The 17,021-nt window shown below is 62.2% G+C and carries 17 protein-coding genes and 1 pseudogene; 9 read left to right on the forward strand and 9 right to left on the reverse strand.

Features of this window, described 5'->3' with window-relative positions; translation table 11 throughout:
- A partial coding sequence (locus AC3FOF_RS43535) for a tyrosine-type recombinase/integrase (protein WP_488730200.1) occupies nt 1–543 on the forward strand: 543 nt, incomplete at its 5' end.
- Nucleotides 544–2,562: 2,019 nt separating this feature from the next.
- A complete protein-coding gene (gene acpP, locus AC3FOF_RS43540; protein WP_488730201.1) occupies nt 2,563–2,898 on the forward strand; it encodes an acyl carrier protein in 336 nt (111 codons plus the stop codon).
- On the opposite strand, the gene AC3FOF_RS43545 is transcribed toward acpP, so the two are convergent.
- Nucleotides 2,832–3,395, reverse strand: coding sequence for a cyclase family protein (locus tag AC3FOF_RS43545; RefSeq protein ID WP_488730202.1), 564 nt, complete (start codon nt 3,393–3,395; stop codon nt 2,832–2,834). The genes acpP and AC3FOF_RS43545 overlap by 67 nt on opposite strands.
- 20 nt (nt 3,396–3,415) lie before the next feature.
- Nucleotides 3,416–3,691 (reverse strand): hypothetical protein, encoded by a 276-nt coding sequence (locus tag AC3FOF_RS43550; RefSeq protein ID WP_488730203.1) that lies wholly within the window; start codon nt 3,689–3,691, stop codon nt 3,416–3,418.
- 604 nt (nt 3,692–4,295) lie between these two features.
- On the opposite strand from AC3FOF_RS43550, the gene AC3FOF_RS43555 reads away from it, so the two are divergent.
- Nucleotides 4,296–5,156: a MurR/RpiR family transcriptional regulator gene (locus AC3FOF_RS43555; RefSeq protein ID WP_488730204.1), complete on the forward strand. Its 861-nt coding sequence runs from the start codon at nt 4,296–4,298 to the stop codon at nt 5,154–5,156.
- Nucleotides 5,157–5,594: 438 nt separating this feature from the next.
- Nucleotides 5,595–5,730 (forward strand): annotated as a pseudogene (locus AC3FOF_RS43560) (aldehyde dehydrogenase family protein); the annotation flags it as partial.
- Between the two features lie 286 nt (nt 5,731–6,016).
- Here AC3FOF_RS43560 and AC3FOF_RS43565 read toward each other — a convergent pair.
- The 5 genes from AC3FOF_RS43565 to AC3FOF_RS43585 all read right to left on the reverse strand — a co-directional run bounded on the left by AC3FOF_RS43565 (nt 6,017) and on the right by AC3FOF_RS43585 (nt 11,269).
- Entirely contained in the window at nt 6,017–6,901 is an 885-nt protein-coding gene (locus tag AC3FOF_RS43565) for a MurR/RpiR family transcriptional regulator (protein ID WP_488730215.1), read from the reverse strand.
- Between the two features lie 194 nt (nt 6,902–7,095).
- On the reverse strand, nt 7,096–7,923 hold the full coding sequence (locus tag AC3FOF_RS43570; protein WP_488730205.1) for an SDR family NAD(P)-dependent oxidoreductase: 828 nt from the start codon (nt 7,921–7,923) through the stop codon (nt 7,096–7,098).
- A 1-nt stretch (nt 7,924) separates the two neighbouring features.
- Nucleotides 7,925–8,683, reverse strand: a complete 759-nt coding sequence (locus tag AC3FOF_RS43575; protein WP_488730206.1) for an SDR family NAD(P)-dependent oxidoreductase — start codon at nt 8,681–8,683, stop codon at nt 7,925–7,927.
- Nucleotides 8,684–8,868: 185 nt separating this feature from the next.
- Nucleotides 8,869–10,800: a bifunctional 5-dehydro-2-deoxygluconokinase/5-dehydro-2-deoxyphosphogluconate aldolase gene (locus AC3FOF_RS43580; RefSeq protein ID WP_488730207.1), complete on the reverse strand. Its 1,932-nt coding sequence runs from the start codon at nt 10,798–10,800 to the stop codon at nt 8,869–8,871.
- Between the two features lie 22 nt (nt 10,801–10,822).
- Nucleotides 10,823–11,269, reverse strand: coding sequence for a MurR/RpiR family transcriptional regulator (locus AC3FOF_RS43585; RefSeq protein ID WP_488730208.1), 447 nt, complete (start codon nt 11,267–11,269; stop codon nt 10,823–10,825).
- A 345-nt stretch (nt 11,270–11,614) separates the two neighbouring features.
- On the opposite strand from AC3FOF_RS43585, the gene AC3FOF_RS43590 reads away from it, so the two are divergent.
- The 5 genes from AC3FOF_RS43590 (at nt 11,615) to AC3FOF_RS43610 (ending at nt 16,053) form a co-directional block, all read left to right on the forward strand.
- Nucleotides 11,615–11,986 carry an SDR family oxidoreductase gene (locus AC3FOF_RS43590; RefSeq protein ID WP_488730209.1) on the forward strand — a complete coding sequence of 124 codons (372 nt, stop codon included), beginning with the start codon at nt 11,615–11,617 and terminating at the stop codon, nt 11,984–11,986.
- An 8-nt stretch (nt 11,987–11,994) separates the two neighbouring features.
- On the forward strand, nt 11,995–12,672 hold the full coding sequence (locus tag AC3FOF_RS43595) for an HAD family hydrolase (RefSeq protein ID WP_488730210.1): 678 nt from the start codon (nt 11,995–11,997) through the stop codon (nt 12,670–12,672).
- Nucleotides 12,673–12,864: 192 nt separating this feature from the next.
- Nucleotides 12,865–14,130, forward strand: coding sequence for an MFS transporter (locus AC3FOF_RS43600; protein ID WP_488730211.1), 1,266 nt, complete (start codon nt 12,865–12,867; stop codon nt 14,128–14,130).
- Nucleotides 14,131–14,219: 89 nt separating this feature from the next.
- Entirely contained in the window at nt 14,220–14,405 is a 186-nt protein-coding gene (locus tag AC3FOF_RS43605; protein ID WP_488730212.1) for a hypothetical protein, read from the forward strand.
- 19 nt (nt 14,406–14,424) lie between these two features.
- Nucleotides 14,425–16,053, forward strand: a complete 1,629-nt coding sequence (locus AC3FOF_RS43610) for an NADP-dependent glyceraldehyde-3-phosphate dehydrogenase (protein WP_488730213.1) — start codon at nt 14,425–14,427, stop codon at nt 16,051–16,053.
- Here the strand turns inward: AC3FOF_RS43610 and AC3FOF_RS43615 are convergent.
- Nucleotides 16,048–16,302, reverse strand: coding sequence for a hypothetical protein (locus AC3FOF_RS43615; RefSeq protein WP_488730214.1), 255 nt, complete (start codon nt 16,300–16,302; stop codon nt 16,048–16,050). The genes AC3FOF_RS43610 and AC3FOF_RS43615 overlap by 6 nt on opposite strands.
- A gap of 597 nt (nt 16,303–16,899) precedes the next feature.
- On the reverse strand, nt 16,900–17,021 hold a 122-nt coding region (locus AC3FOF_RS43620), incomplete at its 5' end, for a phosphate acyltransferase (RefSeq protein WP_488730216.1).

Raw genomic sequence — 17,021 nt, forward strand, 5'->3', positions numbered from 1 at the left:
ACCGGCAAGGGCAATAAGACGCGGCTGGTGCCGGCCACCGACGAGCTGGTGGCAGAACTGGCGCGCTACCGCCGCGCCCACGGCCTGCCGCCCAGCCCGATGCCCGGCGAAGATCGCCCCCTGGTGCTGCCAGTCATTGGCCAGACCCGGGCGCCCCGGCCCTTGTCGCGTGGCGCTCTCCACCTGATCCTGAAGGAGGTGTTCGCGCTGGCGGCCGAGCGGCTGCGCGCGCGCGGCCCCGAATGGGAAAGCCAGGCCGGCCTGCTGGCCAGCGCGTCGGCGCACTGGCTGCGCCATACCGCTGGCTCGCACATGACGGACCAGCAGGTGGACCTGCGCTTCGTGCGGGACAATTTCGGGCACGCGTCCATTGCCACCACCAGCGCCTACCTGCATACCGAGGACGATGCGCGGCACGAAGCCACGCAAGAACGGCACCGGATTGGGTGGAAGCCTGCCACCGCGGCGCCAGCCCAGACGAGACCGGAGGCGGTGCCGCTGAGCCCGGGTGTCGGCGCATCCGGGGATTTTTCACGTTCGTGAAAGTATCCGTGACCCTGGCTCTCGCCCCTCGCAGCCCCGTTCTGCAGGTACGGGGGATGGACAGGACGCTGGCCGCCAGCCCGTGTGAGATGTGCGTGCTGGCTGCGGCGCGCCGCTCGGCACCGCGCGCGTCCACCAGCGCCAACTCGCGCGCGCAGGCCTGGAAGAAGCGCTTGACGTGGCGATAGAGCGTGCCCGGCTGCAGCGGTGCGGCCGCGCCGGCGCCGTCGGCTTTCAACCAGGGCGCACGCGCCGCCGTGTCGGTCGCGTGGCCGAGCAGGGCCACCGGCTCGCGCTGGTCACGCGGATAGGCCGCGAAGCTCCGCGCGACCAGGTACCAGCCCAGCGCCACCACCACCCCGTCCGGCACCGGCACCCGCCGCACCTTGCTGCGCTTGCCCAGCACCGTCAGCCTCCACCCCTCCTCACGCTCGCGCGTGCCCGGGCGCGGCAGGCTCACCCGGTCGAGATCCGCCGTGGTCAACGACACGACCTCGGACAGGCGCAGGCCGGTGCGGTACAGCAGCGGCAGCGCCACCTGCAGGCGCTGGTTGGCCGAGCTCGGCTCCGAGGCTGCCAGCCGGTTCGTGACAAAGGCCCATTGCGCCTCGCTCAGGCTGCGGCCGGTGTCCATCTCTGGCTTGGCGCTCTTTGGCACATGGATGCCTTGCCAGGGATTGCCGGCCAGGTAGTTCTTGTCTTTGAGGTAGCGGTACAGGTTGGCCAGCACCCCGATGGCATAGGACTGCGCGCGCGGATCGAGCGGCCCCTCGAACGGCCGCCACACCGGGCTCCAGCGCTCACGGGAGCGTGGTGCACACCAGTCGTAGAACCTGGCCCGGCATCCTTACCTGCCCGTAGCAAGCACGCGCTGTCCATCGCATAGGTCAAGCCGTTTCCTGGCAGCAGTTTGACGTGTAGGACATGGCGGATCTGCCAGTCGTCTTGGCGAAACACCTGCCAGCCACTGTCGATTTCCCATTCGAACGTGATATCGAACTCGGTGATGTCCAGCGTTAGCGGCACTAGCCAACCATTGCGGATCGATCGCGACCCACCGACAAAGTACCGTCGGTTTGGGTAAGCTTGTCTCACGATTACCCCACCCTCTGGGGCAACCACGCAAGGTAGTGTGCTGGTGACGGTGAGATCGATGCACTCACACGACAAATGGGAATGGGAGGTGAACGACTGACTTCCTGAGAGTGCCTTGATCGGCACGAAAAGCCGCGGTAGGACATGCAAGAGCGGCCGGTCGGCATCGCCGGCACCAAGCGGCTTTCCATTGCGGTCGACAATCCGCGACTCTCCGTTAGCAAGTAGCTGCCGTGCATACTTCCTCATTCTCCGCGGGAAATCACGGCACGTGCTGTGCCGCGTGGGATAGCGCGCGACGGTGTTCGTCGCCCCGGCCCCGCTTCTCCTCTCTGAGATGCGCTACTGGATTGGCATTCGTCGCATGGGTGCAGAGGAGACTAAGGGAGAACGCAGGGTTCAGAAAATGAAGATGTGACAGTGTGGGCGAACCTGAGATGCCAAAGGTCACCATAGCGATTGCCGCGAGTTGCAAAACGCCCTTGGGCTCGGCCTGTCCGGCGAACATCAGACGGCCTACTGCCATGGGCGGAGGGGCGAGCTATTTCCTCAAAGTCTAGGGCCAATGGTTTCCAAGAACTTCGCGCGCGCGTACGCGTCTTCCTGGTCTGAGATCGGATCTCGCAGTACGGTCATCGTGACCGAGTTCCCGGCTCGCCTCGAGCGTAACGGAACCGTCTCTCCCCGGGGTCCGCGCCTGAGCCGGTTGGCTTGCCGCAAGATCTCTTTCTTCGCGCCTTCATCAGGCAGGTCGTAGTCTTCCAGGTAGACGCCGCCAAGGAAACGCAGCTCATCGAAATCCGAAACCTTCCCCTTCCTCTGCGGGGTTTCTATTTCATTGCAATCTACCGAACTATCACCGACAGTAATATCACGCTTCCCGCGATTAATACTTCACCAACTTACCGGAATATAGGTTGAATCATGGATGACGATAGGAATGAGGCTACTCCAAAAATTCAGTCAGAGGCGAAAAACGCTTCAATTGAAGAGCGTGTAAAGAGGATAATCGCAGAGCAACTTCAGTATCCAGTCGAAATTGTGAAAAATGACATGTTACTGATCGGAGACCTTGGCGCTGACTCGCTGGACATTGTCGAGATAGGGATGGTCATGGAAGAGGAGTTCGAAATCGAGATTCCGGAAGAACAGGTCGAGCGCTACTTCACGACTACTGTCCAGAGCATCATCGATTACATCAAAGAAAGGGTAAGACATGAAGGATCGACGTCGGGCAATGATGCCCCAGAGGCAGCATGATGGTGTCCAGCTATGAAGAAGAACTCATAGCGCTTGCTCTCAGCGCAGAAGTCCGCCAAATCCTTCATACAAAAGATCTCGCCCATGGTGATGCCCATCATGGGGATAACGATCCAATGCCACGGCTGCCACGCCTCGATGGACTCATTGGGGCGGACCTCGCCGCCCCACGTGTCGCAGGCGATGGCTGCGATCTCCTTGCGGTGAATCCATTCGGCAGTCTCGAACATCAGACCAGGGGCGTCACCGCCAGCGTAGCCCCCCCAGTTCTGGCGCTCGAGACACTCCTCGATATGGCCGGTGCGCACGAGCACAAAGTCTCCCTCCAGTAGGACGCCGCGGCCCACCATCTTGTTGGCGGTCTTCTCGATGCCGTTTTTCTTGGCACCGTTGACGTCGACCAGCCGAGCGTCGTAGCCATTCCACATGCGATCCCCGTTGAAGCAATGGCCAAGACCATCCCATTGGGTGCCGCATTGCAGAGGCATGATGACCATGTCGTCCGCGTAGCGACAGCTTAGCTGCGTGGGCAGTTGGGTCGGCCCGCGGTCGTGGTCCTGGACGCCAGCAGCTGCGTCCGTGCCGGTCGCCAGCATGGTGTGGAGGGGTTGAAGCGGCTGCCGTACAGGCCCGTCTGCGGCCCTTTCTTGTCGAAAGGCAGCGCAAGCGAGAAAACGCGCCCGTCGAGGATGGTGTCGCGTGCGGCCTGGATGCACTCCTGCGTCACGTAGTTGAGCGTGCCGATCTCGTCGTCAGGGCCCCACTTACCCCAATTCTTGATGCGTTCGCCCATCTCGTTGATTTCATTGATGGTCAGATTGTTGCGTGGTCGTGCATGGCCCCAGTTTACTTCAAGGCTCCTCTCCTGAAGGCCCAACTGGTAGCGATTCCGATCACACACCTGAACTTGTTTGCGCGCAGGCCGCCGTTCATGTAGGAATGACAAGCTCCAGCCTAGCAGAATGCCATAGCCGCACGGTCCGTACGAGCATCGACGGAGCAGTGTGCCAATCCGCAGCGCTTTGAGTCCCTGCAGCGGCGCAGGCCTTCTGGAAGCCTAGGCCATCCGGACCACACCGACCGCAGACCAACAGGGCAAGACTGAGCGCTTCATCGGGACTGACACAGCCCTTCAGAGAAGGGGGTGCGACAAGCGCCGACCAGCTGCACATGCCCCCAAGTTGGTCGAATCGGGCCAGGCGGCGTTCAACAGGGGCCGACGACATGAATCGTCAATTCTGCATAGTTTCCCGGCAAGCTACGCTGCATAGGCACCGCCACCGGCCTGCTGTGGATTACATTGAGGGGTACCTCTTATGAGATGGCCCTAGACAAAATGAAATATATATTCTATTGTAGAATAAATAATAAACTTTTTTTCTACAATTACCCGCCCTATGGACACCGTCATCACCTACGAAGATCTCAAGGAGGCGATCACCCGCGCCTACCCTGACCTGTCCAAGCAGCTGCAGCGCATCGCCCGCTTCGCACTTGAGCGTCCGCACGATATCGCGCTAGGCACTGTGGCCGCCGTAGCCGAGGCCACCGAGGTGCAACCCTCGGCGATGATCCGCTTCGCCAACGCGCTGGGCTTTAACGGTTTCTCCGAGATGCAACAGCTTTTTCGCGACCACCTGCTGGAGCGCTCTGCCAGCTACCGTGAGCGTATCGACCAACTGCGAGGCAGGCAAGAGATCCGTAAAAGTGCACCGGCCGGTGTGCTGCACCAGTTGGTTGACGACGCAGTGGCCGATTTGGGTCATCTGGAAGAGCACGTTCGCGAGGCTGACCTCAAGGCCGCTGTCAAACTCATCGCCAGTGCCAAACGCATCCATGTACTGGCACAGCGCCGTGCCTTTCCCGTGGCAGGCTATTTGGCATATGCGCTGAGCCAACTGGACCTTCGCACTCATCTGCTCGATGGCATGGGCGGCATGCTGCGCGAGAGCCTTCGCGCGGTGGATACTGAAGACCTGCTGATCGTTGCAAGTTTCCAGAGCTACTCCCCCGAGGTGGTCGACTCGGCGCAGTCGTGCGCGAACCGTGGCGTACAGGTGGTATCCATCACCGACGGACCGCTATCGCCACTGAAAGCGCCGGCCAAGGTCTGCTTCGAGCTGGCTGACGATTCGCCCAGGCCTTTCCGCTCGCTGGTGGCGCCGCTTTGCTTGGCACAGGCGCTGGTCATGAGCACCGGGCACCATTTGGCTGAAAGATCCGCGGCCAAAAACACGGGCCGCAAGGGTGGCCAATGACCATGAAACACCGCGAATTCGACCTCATCCGTTGGTAGAAGCCAAAGTCGCGGTTTGCGCGAAGTATGTATCGGGCCTACGGTTTCCAACTCGGCACCATTGCGAATGTTCAGCGCACAGGCATGGCCGCAGGTCGCTGTGATGCCACGCGCGTCTCCGGTATGGGTGAAACCATGTCAACCGTAGCTCCCAGCCGGCCTTGCCCGCGCGAGCTTCGCAAGGCATTCATTGACGCAGAACAAGGATGCGCTGTTCGAACAGTGATCGCACCAATCTCGCCTCGATGGTCGCGCGTGCTGCGTACCCACCCGTGAGACGATCTCGCAAGCAGGTGGCATCCAACACCTCGCCGGCTCCAATTGCTGCACGCGTTCGACCAGCTTGTGCCGCAAATCGATGCAGTGCAGGCCAAAACGCGACCGATGCATGTGCACTAGCAAGCGCGTGCAGTCGCTCGGCGGCGCGAAGAACCATCTCGTCGTGATGCCAAACGCCGACATCTAGCAGGCCGTGGATGGGCTGATTGGCGCCGCTTCCGGTGAGCGCTGCATGGCGATCAGCGTCACCGTGCTCGCCGGAGACGTAGTCGACCAGATCGTGCCGGCACTCGCCGCGCGTGCGCGACGGCTAGGCGTTGGCGACAGCATGTTCGGGGTGTCGAGATGGGTTCGATCGTCACGCGCGAGGCTCTGCAACGCATCGAGGGCTACATCGCAAAGGGCGCCGAGTTCTCGATGCCGACGACAAAGTAAAACACAAAGAAAGCGATGGATTTCCTCTCTGTCCCACATCGAGGGAGAGAGGGAACCACAACCAGTCATTCCGGGCAGTACCAGCAGACGCACCCGGAAAGGCTGCACTCAGGTCGCCTCTTCCGCGCCGTCCGGCGCGCCTGCAGGCCGGTATGAAAGCTCGAGCCGGTAGGCCAGAGCGACGAAGAGACTCTGCGCCAGCCCCATGGTCGCAGTCAGCGCGCGAAAGCCGAAGGTGGCGCTGTCCTGCACGATCAGGGTGGTCTCGGCCTCGCGCGCAAGCGGGCTCATGCGGCTGTCGGTGATGGCGATCAGGCGCGCGCCGCGCTGCGTGGCCTGCTGCGCAACCTGCACGGTCTCTTCGGCATAAGGCATGAACGAGATCGCGATCAGCACATCGCCGGCACGCACCGAGCGGATTTGCCCATGCTGCATGCTGCCCAGGGCGCTGACCAGACCGATGCGCTTGTCGGTATGCTGCAGCGCGTAGTCCAGGTACGCCGCAACGGGAAAGGACCGCCGCATGCCGGCGATCCAGATCGCTGGCGTTTCCGCCAGAAGTTCCACAGCTCGGGAGAACGCGTCCTGGTCCAGAGCCTGGCGCAACTGCTGTATCCCGACGATGCTACCTTTGATGAATCCGTCTACGATCTGCTCGGGCAAGAGACTCGTCAAACGAGCCTCGCTCGCGTCGCTCAGGCGCAGGTTGTGGGCGCGCCCTGGCGTGATCTGCTCCGCCAGCCCCTCGCGGAACAATCGATGCATCTCTGAGAAACCGGAGAACCCAAAGTGCTTGGCGAAACGCACCACGGCGGACGGCTGCACGCTGCATTGCTGGGCAACGGACTGGATACCCTCCAGACCGAGGTGGTCGCGGTGTGCCTCGACATGGCGGGCGATGACCTTGAGTTGCTTGCTCAAGCCGTCGTACTCCTGCGCGATGCGCTGCAGGAGCCGCTCGACGGATGCGGGTGGCTTCTGGGATAGGCTCATCGCAAGGCGCGAGGTGGGCGATCCAAAGCTACCAGACCGTATGTGCTTGTCGGAGAGAACATGATGCCACGAAGGCCTGAGTGATTGCCAGACGAGCAAGACCCGCCCGACCGAGAGCACCGGCGGGGCAGGCCAGACGGGCCGGCCGCCCCGCGAATCAGATGCCGTGGCTGCCAGGCCCGCTTGAATCCGGCTTATTGGCTGGCAGTGATGCCGCCGTCGACGTATAGCACCTGGCCCGTGACGAAAGCCGCCGCCGGACTGCAGAAGAACACCGCCGCGCCGGCTACGTCTGCGGGGTCTGCGACGCGGCCTAGCGGTATGCGATCCAGCACTTGCTTGCGTGTTTCGCAGTTCTCCAGCCAGTGGCGCGCCATCTCCGTCCTCACCACCGTGGGCGCAATGCCGTTGACGGTGATCCCGTGTGAAGCGAGCTCGCTCGCATGCTGGCGGATCAGCATGACCAAGCCGCCCTTGGTGCTGCAATACGCCGAGTAGCCGCGTCCGCGCAAACCTAGCTGCGCCCGCACCGATAGCAGATGCACCTGCGCGCCGCCGCGGCCCCCTTGGATCTGCATTTCCGCTGCGGCCTGGGCCAGGAACATGGCGGCCTTCAAGTTGACCTGCAGCATCTCGTCGTAAGCCTCTTCAGTCACCTCGAGCAGAGCCTGCTCGCGCTGCATGCCCACGCAGTTGACCAGGATGTCGAGCTGACCGAAGTGCTGCGTTACAGCGTCCACCGAAACGCGGATGCTTGCTACAGAATGCGCATCCATGCCTAGGCCCAGTGCATCATGGCCTGCGGCCTGGAGCTGCTGCGCCACGGCTTTTGCCTTGGCTTCATCTCGGCCCGACACCGCCACTTTGGCGCCTGCCATGGCCAGCGCCCACGCCATAGCTTCGCCAATGCCGCCGTAGCCGCCGGGCAGGTAGGCTACCTTGCCGCGGAGATCGAACAAGCCTTGCAACTCGGAAGCAAAGTTGATCTGGGGCGTGAGGGTGTTTTTGCTGGAATCTGTCATATCAGTCCATTAGCAGGCCGCCATTGATGTCAACCACCTCGCCGGTGATAAAGCCCGCCAGCGGAGAAGCCAGGAAACGCACCACGTGCGCGAATTCTTCGGGTTCGCAGAAGCGGCCCACTGGAATGTCCTTGAGCAGCTTCTGGCGCTGCTCCTCGGTCAGTTGCTCGGTGATCATGGGCGTCTTGACATAGGCCGGCGAAATGCCGTTGGCCGTGACGCCGAATGGTGCAAGCTCGCGCGCCAGCGAAAAGGTCAGCGAGCTAAGCGCGCCCTTGGACACAGAATACGCCGTGCCGGCCGTCAGCCCGCCGGTTTTGGCGGCGAGCGAGCAGGTGTTGATGATGCGGCCGAAGCGCCGCTGCTTCATGGCTGGAATCACGCGCTGGGCTAGGAAGAAGGCGCCGTCCAAGTTTGCGCCCAGCACGCGGCGCCACTCCGCCTCGTCAGTGGCTTCGGATTTGTTATTGGACAAGATGCCCGCGTTGTTCAGCAGGATGTCGACGGGGCCCAAGGCATCGACAATGGCCTCGTGGTATGCGCGCACCTGTTCCAGGTCGCCGATGTCGAACGAGAAGGCCTGGGTATCGGGACCAAGCTCTTCGGCCAGCGCCTGGTTGCGCGTCGCATTGGCGTCCACCATCGCAACCTTGCATCCATCTTCCAGCAGGAACTTGACTGCCGCCAGGCCCATGGTGCCGGCAGAACCGGTGACCACGGCCACTTTGCCCTGAAGGGGCTTGTCACGTGAATCAGACATCGAGAATGCTCCTCTTTCCAAACAGGCCGCGTGGACGGAACGTCACCACGGCAATGAACGACAAGTACATCGGCATGAACGGCCATTCGGACGCAAAGGCGCCAGTCAGGCCTACCACCATGCCTACCTTGATGGCTGTGGCAGCGCAGGTCGCTCGGCGTGTCGGCAACGCCGAACTTTGCCGTTTAACTACTGGAGGCCACCGCTTCCGCCGCGCCCGCCCGTGCGTCGTCCCACAAGGTGATGAGGCGCGAGTAGCGCTGCGCGACGTCGCTGATTACCTGGGCGTCGTCCATGCGGCCCGAGAACCAGCTCGTGGCCGCTTCCGCAAAGATGGAGCGCCCCACGGCAAAACCGCGGCACACGCTGTGCGGCGCGGCAATGCGAAAGCTTTGCCCCAAGGCTTCCTCGCTGGCTTCCAGGCCCAGCACCAGCACACCGCGGCAGTGCGGATCATGGCGTTCGATCACGCGCGCGATGTTCTCCCACTCGATGCCCGATTCACCGGGCGGTAGCTTCCACCAATCAGGCCGGATACCGGCTGCATAGATCTGCTCCAGCGCCTCGGCCAGAGTGCCTTCGTCGCTCGGTAAGTCCCGGGGCGGGATCACCTCGATCAGGAATTCATGGGATGTGCCCACGCTGGCGGCTTGCAGCTCGGCCAATTTGGCGAGTTGCGCCTCACGCATGGGCTCGGCGTCATGCGGGTGGTAGCTCACCAGGCATTTGGCCACGTGCTCACCGGGCCAGGAACGCATCTCCAGTGCCAAGCGGTTGCCGGCCTCGAAGGCCAGCGGGCGCGACCCCGGAAGTTCTACCGGCCGTCCGACCCACCAGCCCTTGCCTGTGACTGTGGGCAAAACATCCTCGCCGAAGCGGCCATCCAGGATGACGCCCGCGCCTGCACGTTCCCCCGCCCCCTGGTGCGCGCCTTCGGCAATCAGGCGCTTGAAGTGCGCCACGCGGTCCAGATCAGCACCGTGGCTCGCGGCGATGTCTTCGAACTGCGCCCGATGGTCGAAGGCCAGGATGGCAAGTTCGTCCCATTGGCGCGTGCGCGTGGTGGTATGGTGCAGGTGCTCGAGTCTTTCATCCTCACGCAGACGCCGCGTGGGCGAGCCGTGCTGCAAGAAGCTCTGCAGCTCTTCCCAACTAGCCATGGCCGGCGCGCAGCCGTGGCGCGACACTACGATGGCACCGCAAGCGTTGGCATAGGCGCAGCAGCGTTCCAGCGGCTCGTCACGCAGCCAGCCGCGCAGAAACCCCGACATGAAGGCATCGCCCGCACCAAGCACGTTGTACACCTCGACCGGGAAGCCCGGACCCTTCACGCCTTGCTCCAAGGTGGAAGGAATGGGCCCTTCGAACACCACGCAGCCCATGGGACCGCGCTTCACTACCAGCGTGGCCCGCGTGAGCTCGCGCAGCCGGCGCAGCGCCTTGAGCGTGTCGGCGCTGCCGCCAGCGATGTGGATTTCCTCTTCGGTGCCAACCACCAAGTCGCATTCGGGAATGACGGTCTGAATGTGGGTGCTGACCTCGTCAGACGGCACGAAACGTTGCTCGCCCATGCCCGGGCTGGTCAGGCCCCACAGCACGGGGCGGTAGTCGATATCGAGGATCACGCGCGTGCCGCACGCCTTGGCATCCGCAATGGCTTTACGGCAGGTTTTGTAGCTTTTCGGCTGCGACAGATGCGTGCCGGAAATCAGCAGGCCGGTGGCACTGGCGATGAAGCCGGCATCGAAGTCGTCCTCAGCGATCGCCATGTCTGCGCAGTTCTCGCGGTAGAACACCAGCGGAAACGTCTCCTTGTCCTGGATGCCGAGGAACACCAGCGCGGTCAAGCGCTCGGGGTCCGTGACCACGTGGCTCACGTCCACGCCTTCGCTCGCCATCGTCTCGCGCACGAAACGGCCGTTGTGTTCGTCGCCCACGCGGGTGAGCATGGCGGACTTCAGACCCAGACGGGCCGAACCCACGGCGGTGTTGGCCGGCGAACCGCCCAGGTACTTGCTGAAGGTCTGCATGTCCTCCAGTCGGCCGCCAATCTGCTCGCCGTACAGGTCGACGGCGGCACGGCCCACACAGATGAGATCGAAATCACGGTTTTTCATGGTCATTGGCCTCCTTTGCGGCTCAGGGATTTGATGGCTTTTTTTCTACCAAGTGATGACCGGTGCTCGTGACCAATGCCTGTGCCAGGCACAGCGGCGCCACCAGCGAGCGGAGCGGCCAGGGGGAATCGTCAACTAGCTCAAAGCAGACATTGGCCGGCGCTTTCAAGGGCGAGAGCGGCCCGTCGGTGATGGATATCACCGGCACACAGCGTCCCGCGCTCGACTGCGCGGCGTCCACAACATCGGGCGAGTAGCTCTGGAAGCTCGCGACGATCAGCAGGTCTTCAGTACCCACCGCGCGCAGGTTCTCGCGCAACATGCCGTATGGAAGCTCCAGTGCGAATCGAGCGATGCGCTGAAGTTGCCTGGACAGGTCCGGGTAGGCGCGGGTGATCGCGTCCTTCGGTTCGTCGTAGGTGATGGCGGTGCCCATAGATAGGGATAGGGTAAATACCGAAACAGTCATTCTTGATTGCTTCGATATTAGAACGTATATTTCATTTTGTCCAGAATCATCCCATAAGGGGTTTCCTCCATGCAATCCACCGTGGGCCGAGCGGCCGTGTTTCCACTGCCCGTGGCTGTGACTTTCATCGTGTCGCGCTCCACGCCTCTATGGCTGGCTCGCGCTGGGCTACCGTCATTCGGCCAGCATCGACAGCCTGGTTTGCAACGGCAAGGTATGCGGCCACTCAGGCGTCTTGGCCATCCACGGTGGCCTGAGTCGGACGTGGCTCGGGCTCAATTCAGGACTTCGGGCCTGATCTGGGCACGCGCGATCACTGGTTTCCAGCGCGCTTGCCTGTCCGTGATGAAAGCATCGAACTCGGCGGAGTTGGGGAGCGACCGTGCTGTTTCCTCGTCCTCGAAGGGCGGTGCGCTCGTATGGGAAAAGTCGTGCGCGATTGACTTTGCCCCGTTCGGCATGACTGTCAACGCGGCATCGCCCAGCTCAATCGAAACTCCCCAGATGGAGAAGATTCACCACAAGCTGACCCGCGACAGGATAGTGAACGCCACCTCCATGACTCCATACGGTCGATCTGCCGAGGTAGCAAACGGTAGGGTGTTCCTCTCGAGGGACGATGCTCCCGTTATGACTGGCCACGATCTGGTCATTGAAGACGGGCCGAAGAGCGCCGCTGTTCTCTACGACCTTTGCACGAATCCCCAGCCTGTCTGAGTACGAGCATGAACGCATCAGCCCATATATCCGACAGAGTTCGCCCGCACGCACGCATCAAAGCGGTGATATTCGACTGCGACGGAACGTTAGTTGATAGCGAGCCGATCGGACTCGCAGCGCTTCTCGATGAGGCTGCAGTACATGGGCTCGCCATGGATGCATCGGAAGCCGAGGCGCGATTTAAGGGAATCAGCATGGCCGTCTGCGTCCAGGAGATCGAGCAGCGTCTCGGGCACAACGTGCCCGAGGACTTCGTGTCGCAAGTGAGAAAGAGGATGTCTCGGTACTTCCGCGAGCGGCTCCAAATCATCCCCGGCGCACAGGCTGTGATAGCCGATCTCAAACTGCCGTATTGCGTTGCTTCGAATGGCCCGCGCGAAAAGATCGAGCTGACATTGGATATTTGTGGCCTTTTACCTTTGATAAAGGGGCCGATTTTCAGCGCATACGACATCGGCCACTGGAAGCCAGCGCCGGGGCTCTTCTTGCATGCAGCTGAGTCGATGGGATTCGACCCCGAACAATGTGCCGTTGTTGAAGACAGCCTGCCGGGAATGGAGGCTGGTTTGGCTGCGGGCATGACGGTATTTGCACTCTGTGCTTCGGAAGATATTCCGATCCATCTTCGCCCACGCGTTGAGCGGATCAACAGCCTATGTGAGTTGCTTGACAAGCTCGCATAGCAGTACCACCCCGGCCATTGCGTGCAAACGTCAGCTTGTCGCGCAGCGGCCGGATTTATTCAATAGCGCCAATTATTGAACTAATCGAGAAGGACGAGAATGTCAAATTCAACGACAACAATGAGTGAGGCGACAACAAGCGCGGAGACTCCTCGCTACACTGCCAAGCCAAGGGAACTCGCACGGGCCATCGTGTCAGGCTGGGCCGGCACCTCCCTGGAGTACTTCGATTTCCAGCTGTACGGACTAGCTGCGGCGCTTGTCCTGCCCGCCCTGTTCTTCCCAAACGTGGACCCGGCGCTGGGTCTGTTGTTCAGTTTCGCCACGTACGCGGTGGGCTTCCTCGCCCGCCCGCTCGGCGCAGTCTTCTTCGGACGCCTGGGCGACAAGCGGGGACGCAAGTTCGTCCTTGTTGTGACTGTCGCCCTGATGGGCCTGTCGACGTTCGGGATTGGCCTTCTGCCGACCTACCAGCAGGTCGGCGTCCTCGCACCCGTCCTGCTGATCGCGCTCCGACTCGTTCAGGGCTTCGGCGCTGGAGCGGAACTCGCGGGAGCCTCGGTTCTCCTGACAGAATACGCCCCGCCGCACAGACGGGGACTGGTAGCCTCCTTTGTTGCGATCGGCACGAACACCGGGACCCTTGTCGCGTCCGGCGTTTGGATGCTCCTCGCGAGCGGATCCGCGAACTGGCTGATGGACTGGGGCTGGCGCATTCCGTTCCTGCTGAGCATCTTTGTCGCGGTGTTCGCCCTGTTCATCCGTCGCTACTTGAACGAGACGCCCGTGTTCGAGGCCGTTGCGGAAGAGACTTCAGCCGAGGAGCGCACACCGCTGGGCGACGCTTGGCGCTACGGCAGGAAGCCGTTCTTCGCCGCCATGGGGCTGCGCATTGCTGAAAACGCCCCGTCCTCGATCTACCAGAGCTTCTTGCTGGGCTATATAGCAACAGTGATGACGATGGATCGTGTGATCGGCACTCGGGCGGTCTTCATCGCCTCAATCATCGGCTTTGCGACGGTTCCGCTCGCGGGATGGCTGTCCGATAGGTATGGACGGCGGATCATCTACCGGGTAATTGCGATCTTCCAGTTCCTCTGGACCATTCCAGCAATGCTCCTGCTGAACACGCGTGAACCCACGCAGATGATGCTCGCGCTGATCGTCGGAATCTCCGTCGGCGTGCTCGGACTCTACTCCATCCAGGGAGCATACATGCCCGAGCTTTTCGGTTCGCGTTACCGCTACACAGGCCTGGCCGTGTCGAAGGAGGTCGGATCGCTCCTCTCTGGCGGTACCGCGCCAATGGTTGTTTCCGCCTTGCTTGCGCTGTTCAGCAACTCCTGGATCCCGATCGCTGCATACCTCATGGTTGCGACAGCGATCGGTGTCATCGCGACATTCGTCACCCCGGAGACAGCCGGAAGAGATCTTGCGGAACCACGCGACGCCTTTTGAGCTTGCTGGTGGGCGGGCTCCGGTTATATTGCAGCGCAGCGCCCGCCACAAGACCTGCCGCTACGACTCACACCATATATACTCGCCCGATGTTCGCAGCCAGCCAGAAGAGCGGCAGCGAACATTCGCGGCGAAAGCCCGCAAACACCAGGCTCGCCGCGGTAGCTGAACTCAAAATCCTGTTCATTGTGATCATGGAGGCGCGTGTGCGCAACGGGGCGCTTCAGACGCCGATCAAGCGCAAGTTCGCCATTCAGTATGAAATGCTCTTATGAATAGAGGCAAAAAATGGCAATGATCAATTCCGATAGTTTGCAACAGCACTTTCCGTCCGTTGACGACATCCCTGCCAACATCCAGCTGACATCCCCGATCCATCAGCGCGTATCGCTCGTCGGTGGCACGCTCGTCCCGTGGAACGGCGCGAGCAAAACCGTGCGGTCGCCGGTCTGCGTGCGGCAAGCCGACGGCAGCGTCGAGCAGCTCGAAATCGGCAGCTACCCAGTAATGGGCGAGCCGGAGAGCGACGCGGCGCTCGATGCCGCCGTGCGCGCGTACGACGCCGGCCGCGGCGAATGGCCGACGATGAAGGTCGAAGCGCGCATTGCGTGCATGCAGGACTTCATCAAGCGGATGGTCGCGCAGCGCGAACTGGTCGTGAACCTGATCATGTGGGAGATCGGCAAGAGCCTGGCCGATTCGGAGAAGGAGTTCGATCGCACCGTCACATACATGCTGCAGACGATCGACGCGCTGAAAGACCTCGACAACGCGAACTCGCGCTTCGTAATTGCCGAAGGCACGATCGGCCAGATCCGCCGCACGCCGCTTGGCGTCGTGCTGTGCATGGGGCCGTACAACTATCCGCTGAACGAGACGTTCGCGACGCTGATCCCCGCGCTGCTGATGGGAAACACCGTCGTGTTCAAGCCGCCGCAGTACGGCACGCTGCTGTTCGAACCGCTGCTCGAAGCGTTCCGCGACGCCTTCCCGAAGGGCGTGATCAACACGATCTATGCGCCAGGCGCGGTGGTCGTGCCGCACATGCTCGCGTCGGGCAAGATCAACGTGCTCGCGCTGATCGGGTCGAGCAAGGTCGCCGACCACCTGAAGAAACAGCATCCGAAGTCGCACCGGCTGCGCGCGATTCTCGGGCTCGACGCGAAGAACGCGGCGATCGTGCTGCCGGACGCGGATCTCGAGTTAACCGTGAAGGAGTGCCTCCTCGGCGCGCTGTCGTTCAACGGGCAACGCTGCACAGCGCTGAAGATGCTGCTCGTGCATCGGTCGATCGTCGGCCCCTTCCTGACGCGGTTTTCCGAGGAACTCGCGAAGATGAAGATCGGCATGCCGTGGGAGAATGGCGTCGGGATCACGCCGCTACCGGGGATGCATCGCACCGCTTACATGACCGAGGCGATCGACGACGCGAAGGCGAAGGGCGCGCAGGTGGTGAACGAGTCGGGCGGCGTGTTCTGCAAGACGTTGTTCTATCCGGCCGTCGTATATCCCGTTTCCGAAGGGATGATGCTGTATCGCGAGGAACAGTTCGGGCCGATCATTCCGGTTGCACCGTTCGATGACGTGGAAGCCGCGCTCGATTACGTGACGACGTCGGACCACGGGCAGCAGGTCAGTATCTTCGGATCCGATCCGGAACAGATCGGCGCGCTCGTCGATCCACTCGTGAATCAGGTCTGCCGCGTGAACATCAACTGCCAGTGCCAGCGCGGGCCGGACGTGTTTCCGTTCGCGGGGCGCAAGGATTCGGCCGAAGGCACGCTGTCCGTCACCGATGCGCTGCGCGCGTTTTCGATCCGCTCTATGGTCGCTGCGAAGCAAACCGACGACAGCAAGGCGCTGCTCGATTCGATCGTGTCCGAGCATCGTTCGAAGTTCATCCACACTGGGTTCATTTTATGAACCTATGGCGATGACGGATCGCAACTCCGACCAGATCGCGGAGGTGTTGCAGCGCTGGATGGACAGCAAGGGGCTGATGCGGGCAGGATTGTAGGATCGCCCTGGATCAGGTGAGGCTTTCGCCCTTCCCTCGTTACTCGGCCTGCTCGACGCGGCGCGCGCATCCACCAGGTCCAGCTCGCTCGCGCAGGCCTGGAAGAAGCGCTTGATCTGCCGGTTCAGCGTGGTTGCGGCCAGCGCGGCCTGCACGGTCGGTCTTGGCCCACGGCACCCGCTCGGCCTGGTCGGCGGCGTGCCCCAGCAACGCCTTGCCTCGCCGCCCGCGGTCCAGTTCGCAGCCGGGTAAGCGGCAAAGCCCCACGCCGCAAGGTACCGTCCCAGCGCATCGATCGCCGGAAGGCGTTGCCCCCGCTTTTGGATATAACGCCCCTCGTCCGAGCGTCAGAGAGACTTGAATCCTCCCGAACAACGCACTGCTCAGCGCACGATATGTGCCTCTGCTGACTTCTGCCCGCCATTCCGACGCCTCTCGATGTCGGTAGCTCCATGGCAGCGGTGCAGAACTCCCCGGTTATGACGCCCCCCTCACGCTCATACCGGTCGGATATATGCCGCACCGTTCCGTGCAAGTACTGGGCTTTGGCAATTCTGGCTACCTCACCCCGATACGACGCCTCATCCGCTTCCTGCTCGTCAGTCCAGGGCTTTGCCCCAGACCTCCTTCATACTCCCAGTCGCCTGGGAGACCCTTGACTCTGGCTAACATTTCCCCTTGTCAAGGGTGTCGGGGACTTGCCCCCTCAAGTGCACGGGGCATGCCTGCCTGCGCGCACCCGGGCGGCGGCATCAACGCACCGCGCTGGCCTCCGCCACCGCTACCGCCGTCATATTGACGATACGGCGCGTGGTGGCCTGCGGGTTGAGGATGTGCACCGGCTTGGCCGCGCCCAGCAGGATCGGGCCGATGG

Source organism: Cupriavidus sp. 96C5-1, from assembly GCF_057798855.1.

What these genes read in the sequence shown, in the direction of transcription:
- AC3FOF_RS43570 (WP_488730205.1), bottom strand. Translation starts at nt 7,923, where the DNA reads ATGACAGATTCCAGCAAAAACACCCTCACGCCCCAGATCAACTTTGCT.
- acpP (WP_488730201.1), top strand. Translation starts at nt 2,563, where the DNA reads ATGGATGACGATAGGAATGAGGCTACTCCAAAAATTCAGTCAGAGGCG.
- AC3FOF_RS43605 (WP_488730212.1), top strand. Translation starts at nt 14,220, where the DNA reads ATGTTCGCAGCCAGCCAGAAGAGCGGCAGCGAACATTCGCGGCGAAAG.
- AC3FOF_RS43550 (WP_488730203.1), bottom strand. Translation starts at nt 3,691, where the DNA reads ATGGGCGAACGCATCAAGAATTGGGGTAAGTGGGGCCCTGACGACGAG.
- AC3FOF_RS43585 (WP_488730208.1), bottom strand. Translation starts at nt 11,269, where the DNA reads ATGACTGTTTCGGTATTTACCCTATCCCTATCTATGGGCACCGCCATC.
- AC3FOF_RS43580 (WP_488730207.1), bottom strand. Translation starts at nt 10,800, where the DNA reads ATGAAAAACCGTGATTTCGATCTCATCTGTGTGGGCCGTGCCGCCGTC.
- AC3FOF_RS43555 (WP_488730204.1), top strand. Translation starts at nt 4,296, where the DNA reads ATGGACACCGTCATCACCTACGAAGATCTCAAGGAGGCGATCACCCGC.
- AC3FOF_RS43595 (WP_488730210.1), top strand. Translation starts at nt 11,995, where the DNA reads ATGAACGCATCAGCCCATATATCCGACAGAGTTCGCCCGCACGCACGC.
- AC3FOF_RS43610 (WP_488730213.1), top strand. Translation starts at nt 14,425, where the DNA reads ATGATCAATTCCGATAGTTTGCAACAGCACTTTCCGTCCGTTGACGAC.
- AC3FOF_RS43575 (WP_488730206.1), bottom strand. Translation starts at nt 8,683, where the DNA reads ATGTCTGATTCACGTGACAAGCCCCTTCAGGGCAAAGTGGCCGTGGTC.
- AC3FOF_RS43545 (WP_488730202.1), bottom strand. Translation starts at nt 3,395, where the DNA reads ATGGTCATCATGCCTCTGCAATGCGGCACCCAATGGGATGGTCTTGGC.
- AC3FOF_RS43590 (WP_488730209.1), top strand. Translation starts at nt 11,615, where the DNA reads ATGAAAGCATCGAACTCGGCGGAGTTGGGGAGCGACCGTGCTGTTTCC.
- AC3FOF_RS43565 (WP_488730215.1), bottom strand. Translation starts at nt 6,901, where the DNA reads ATGAGCCTATCCCAGAAGCCACCCGCATCCGTCGAGCGGCTCCTGCAG.